The organism is Pseudomonas sp. Colony2, from assembly GCF_019382755.1.
In the GTDB taxonomy this organism is placed as follows: domain Bacteria; phylum Pseudomonadota; class Gammaproteobacteria; order Pseudomonadales; family Pseudomonadaceae; genus Aquipseudomonas.
In genome coordinates this window covers 4,581,595-4,585,162 of sequence record NZ_CP080030.1, presented here as the reverse complement: position 1 = coordinate 4,585,162, position 3,568 = coordinate 4,581,595, and the positions used below count along the sequence as shown (strand labels likewise).

General features: G+C 61.4%; 3 protein-coding genes and 1 pseudogene. 3 read left to right on the top strand and 1 reads right to left on the bottom strand.

The window, feature by feature from the left end:
- Nucleotides 1-121 precede the first annotated feature (121 nt).
- From JV201_RS18295 to JV201_RS30205, 3 genes and pseudogenes are all read left to right on the top strand, one after another.
- Complete coding sequence (locus JV201_RS18295; protein WP_161635727.1) at nt 122-1,441, top strand: Na+/H+ antiporter family protein; 1,320 nt, start codon at nt 122-124, stop codon at nt 1,439-1,441.
- Between the two features lie 70 nt (nt 1,442-1,511).
- A pseudogene (locus JV201_RS30210) lies at nt 1,512-2,333 on the top strand (cache domain-containing protein); the annotation flags it as partial.
- A 36-nt stretch (nt 2,334-2,369) separates the two neighbouring features.
- Nucleotides 2,370-3,191, top strand: coding sequence for a methyl-accepting chemotaxis protein (locus tag JV201_RS30205; RefSeq protein WP_374707371.1), 822 nt, complete (start codon nt 2,370-2,372; stop codon nt 3,189-3,191).
- Nucleotides 3,192-3,250: 59 nt separating this feature from the next.
- Here the strand turns inward: JV201_RS30205 and JV201_RS18285 are convergent, their stop codons facing one another.
- Entirely contained in the window at nt 3,251-3,565 is a 315-nt protein-coding gene (locus tag JV201_RS18285) for a DNA-binding transcriptional regulator (protein ID WP_177041779.1), read from the bottom strand.
- Nucleotides 3,566-3,568 lie beyond the last annotated feature (3 nt).

Sequence of the window (3,568 nt, the reverse complement as noted above, 5' to 3'; positions counted from 1 at the left end):
TGCTGCAAAGTGCGCGCCCTCTAATAAAACTCCCTTAAAACCTGGTTTGCGGCAGCCGTTCCCGACAGCAGCCCGGGCAGGTGCGTGCTTTTTTCATGTTTTCTGTCTTGAGGTAACGATGATTAATGCAGTAATCGCCGCGGTCGGCACCATGCTGGTGCTCAGCTTGTCCCGCGTGCATGTGGTGATCGCGATCATTGTCGGCGCCCTGGTGGGTGGCCTGACCGGCGGCCTGGGTATCGACGCGACGCTCAAGGCGTTCAACAGCGGCCTGGGTGGCGGTGCGACGGTGGCGTTGTCCTACGCGCTGCTCGGCGCGTTCGCCGTGGCGATTGCCAAATCCGGCCTGGCTCATGCGCTGGCCGATAAAGCCCTGCTGCTGGTGGATCGCCAGGAAGCCACGGGCGGCAGTCACGTCAAATGGCTGCTGATCGGTCTGCTCTGGGTGGTGGCCATCGCCTCGCAGAACATCCTGCCGATCCACATCGCGTTTATCCCGCTGCTGGTACCGCCGCTTTTATACGTGCTGACCAAACTGCAGCTGGACCGCCGTCTCATCGCCTGCGTCATGACCTTCGGCCTGATCACGCCCTACATGTTTCTGCCGGTGGGCTTCGGCAACATCTTCCTGAATCAGATCCTGCTGGCCAACGTGGCCAAGAGCGGTGTCGACATCAGCCAGGTCAATGTCACCCATGCCATGGGCCTCCCAGCGCTGGGCATGGTGGTCGGTTTGCTGGTGGCGGTGTTTGTCAGCTACCGCAAGAAGCGTGTGTACGACCTGGAGAAGATCGAGCGAGTCGAGCAGGTGGCGGTGCACTACAACCCGCTGACCCTGCTGGTGGCCGGCCTGGCGATTGCGGCGGCGTTCATTATCCAGCTGTGGCTGGACTCGATGATCATTGGCGCCCTGGCCGGGTTCCTGATCTTTTCGGTGTCGGGCATCGTGCGCTGGCGCGACACCGATGACCTGTTCACCGAAGGCATGAAGATGATGGCGATGATCGGCTTCATCATGATCGCCTCGTCAGGCTTTGCCGAAGTGCTCAAGGCCACCGGTGAAGTGCAGACACTCGTGCAAGCCTCGGCGGCGTTTATCGGCCATAGCCGCGGTGTGGGCGCGCTGCTGATGCTGCTGGTGGGCTTGCTGGTGACCATGGGCATCGGCTCGTCGTTTTCCACGGTGCCGATCCTGGCGGCGATCTTTGTGCCGCTGTGCGTGCAGTTGGGCTTCAGCCCGCTGGCGATCGTGTGCATCGTCGGCACGGCCGGGGCATTGGGTGATGCCGGCTCGCCTGCGTCGGACTCCACCCTGGGCCCGACTTCCGGTTTGAACATCGATGGCCAGCACCACCATATCTGGGACACCGTGGTGCCGACCTTCCTGCACTACAACATTCCGCTGCTGGCGTTTGGCTGGTTTGCCGCGATGACGCTCTGACGGGATTGTCCTACAGATTTATTGTAACTAGCCGTTAACCTCTTGAGTTGTCCCTCAAGAGAGAAGAGCCATGCGTCTGAGTCTAAAGGCCAAAGTACTGTCCCTTGCTGTCCTGCCCGTGTTGTTGTTTGCCGTGATCATCAGCCTGACCACGGTGTGGATCCTTCGGGAGCAGGCCCGCAACGAGGTCGAAGAAACCCGTCAGAACCTGCTCAACGACGCCAAGACCACCTTGCGCGGCTACGTCGAGGTGGCGATGACCACCATCAAGCCGCTGTACGACGCTGCCGCCCAAGGCGATACGGCCGCACGGACGCAAGTGGTCAAGCTGCTGTCCAACACCAGCTATGGCAAGGACGGTTATTTCTTCGGCTACGACTCCGAGACCATTCGCCTGTTCAAGGGCAACAGCCCGGACGGCGTCGGCAAAAGCTTCAAGGACAACCGCGACCCGAACGGCGTCTACGTCAACCGCGACCTGGTGAAAGTCGGCAAGGACGGCACCCACTACCTGCAATACAGCTCGACGCAGCCCGGCCAGACCGAGCTGGTGCCCAAGCTTGGCTACACCGAATACTTGCCCAAGTGGGACATGGTGATCGGTACCTCGGTGAACCTGGATGGCATCGACGCCCAGGTTGCCGAGGTTCAGGCCAAGGTGGAGAAACGCATGGAAGGTGTGCTGCTGAGCATCATCGGCATTGCCGTGGTGGTGCTGTTGGTGATTGCCGCCGTGGGCATGCTGGTGGCCAATACCATCCTGCGGCCGTTGCACCTGATGAAGATCAACCTCGACGACATTGCCGCCGGTGAGGGTGACCTGACCCGCCGCCTGGCCATCACCAGCCAGGACGAGCTTGGCGAACTGGCAGGCTCTTTCAACCGCTTTGTCGACAAGATCCACAGCCTGGTACGCCAGATCACCGAGATGACCTCCCAGCTTACCGGCCTGGTGAGCCAGGTCGCCGAGCAAGCCAACCGCTCGGAAAAGGCCATGGAGCGCCAGCGACACGAGACCGACCAGGTGGCTACCGCGATCAACGAAATGTCCTCCGCGGCCCATGAAGTGGCGCGCAGTGCCCAAGGCGCAGCCGTCGCTGCGCAGCAAACCGACGCCGAAGGCCAGGCCGCGAAAAAAGTCGTAGATGGCAGCATCGCGCAGATTCACGCGCTGGTGAACGACATCCGCAGCAGCGGCGTGTCCCTGGACAGCTTGCAGCAGGATGTGTCGTCGATTGTCAGCGTGCTTGGCGTGATCCGCTCGATTGCCGAACAGACCAACTTGCTCGCCCTCAACGCCGCCATTGAAGCCGCGCGGGCAGGGGAGGCCGGTCGTGGTTTTGCCGTGGTCGCCGACGAAGTACGGGCGTTGGCCAGCCGCACCCAGCAAAGCACCCAGGAGATCCAGGGCATGATCGACCGCCTGCAAAAAGGCACCGAAGCCGCCGTGGAGTCCATGCGCCGTTCCAGTGACGCCGGTGACGGCACATCGGCCCAGGCCAACGAAGCCGGAGCGTCCCTGGACACCATGGCGCAGCTGATCGGCACCATCAACTCGATGAACGCGCAGATCGCCAGCGCGGCGGAAGAACAAACCGCCGTGGCCGAAGAGATCAACCGCAGCGTGCATCAGATCGCGGTGGCGGTTGACAGCGTGGCCGATGAAACCCAACAGGGGGCCCAGACCTCCCGCAGCCTGGCGGACCTGGGGCAGCGGTTGGGTCGGTTGGTGGGGCAGTTCAGGATTTGATTGCAGGCTTTAGCCATCGGCAACGTCCTGTTGCCGATGGGGTTGGCTGGATTGATCGATCAGGTCAACAGCGCCAGCCGCTCCACCGTCTCCGGAAACCTCGCCACCAGCCGAATCAACGTTGCCGCTTGAGCATTGGGTTTTGCTCGGCCTTGCTCCCAGTTTTCCAGGGTCCGGGTATTGGTGCGCAGGTACATCGCAAATACCGAGCGCGACAGATTGAGTTGTTGGCGCACAGCAATCACTTCGTCGGCAGTGAGAGGTGCCAGTTTGTTCAACTGCACCTTGTGGCTACGCAACGTTACCTTGCCTTGTCGTTCATCTGCCAGCGCGTCGAAGCCTTCGACCCGTTCGGAAAAGATGTCACGTTTCATGAG

What these genes read in the sequence shown, in the direction of transcription:
- JV201_RS30205 (WP_374707371.1), top strand. Translation starts at nt 2,370, where the DNA reads ATGACCTCCCAGCTTACCGGCCTGGTGAGCCAGGTCGCCGAGCAAGCC.
- JV201_RS18285 (WP_177041779.1), bottom strand. Translation starts at nt 3,565, where the DNA reads ATGAAACGTGACATCTTTTCCGAACGGGTCGAAGGCTTCGACGCGCTG.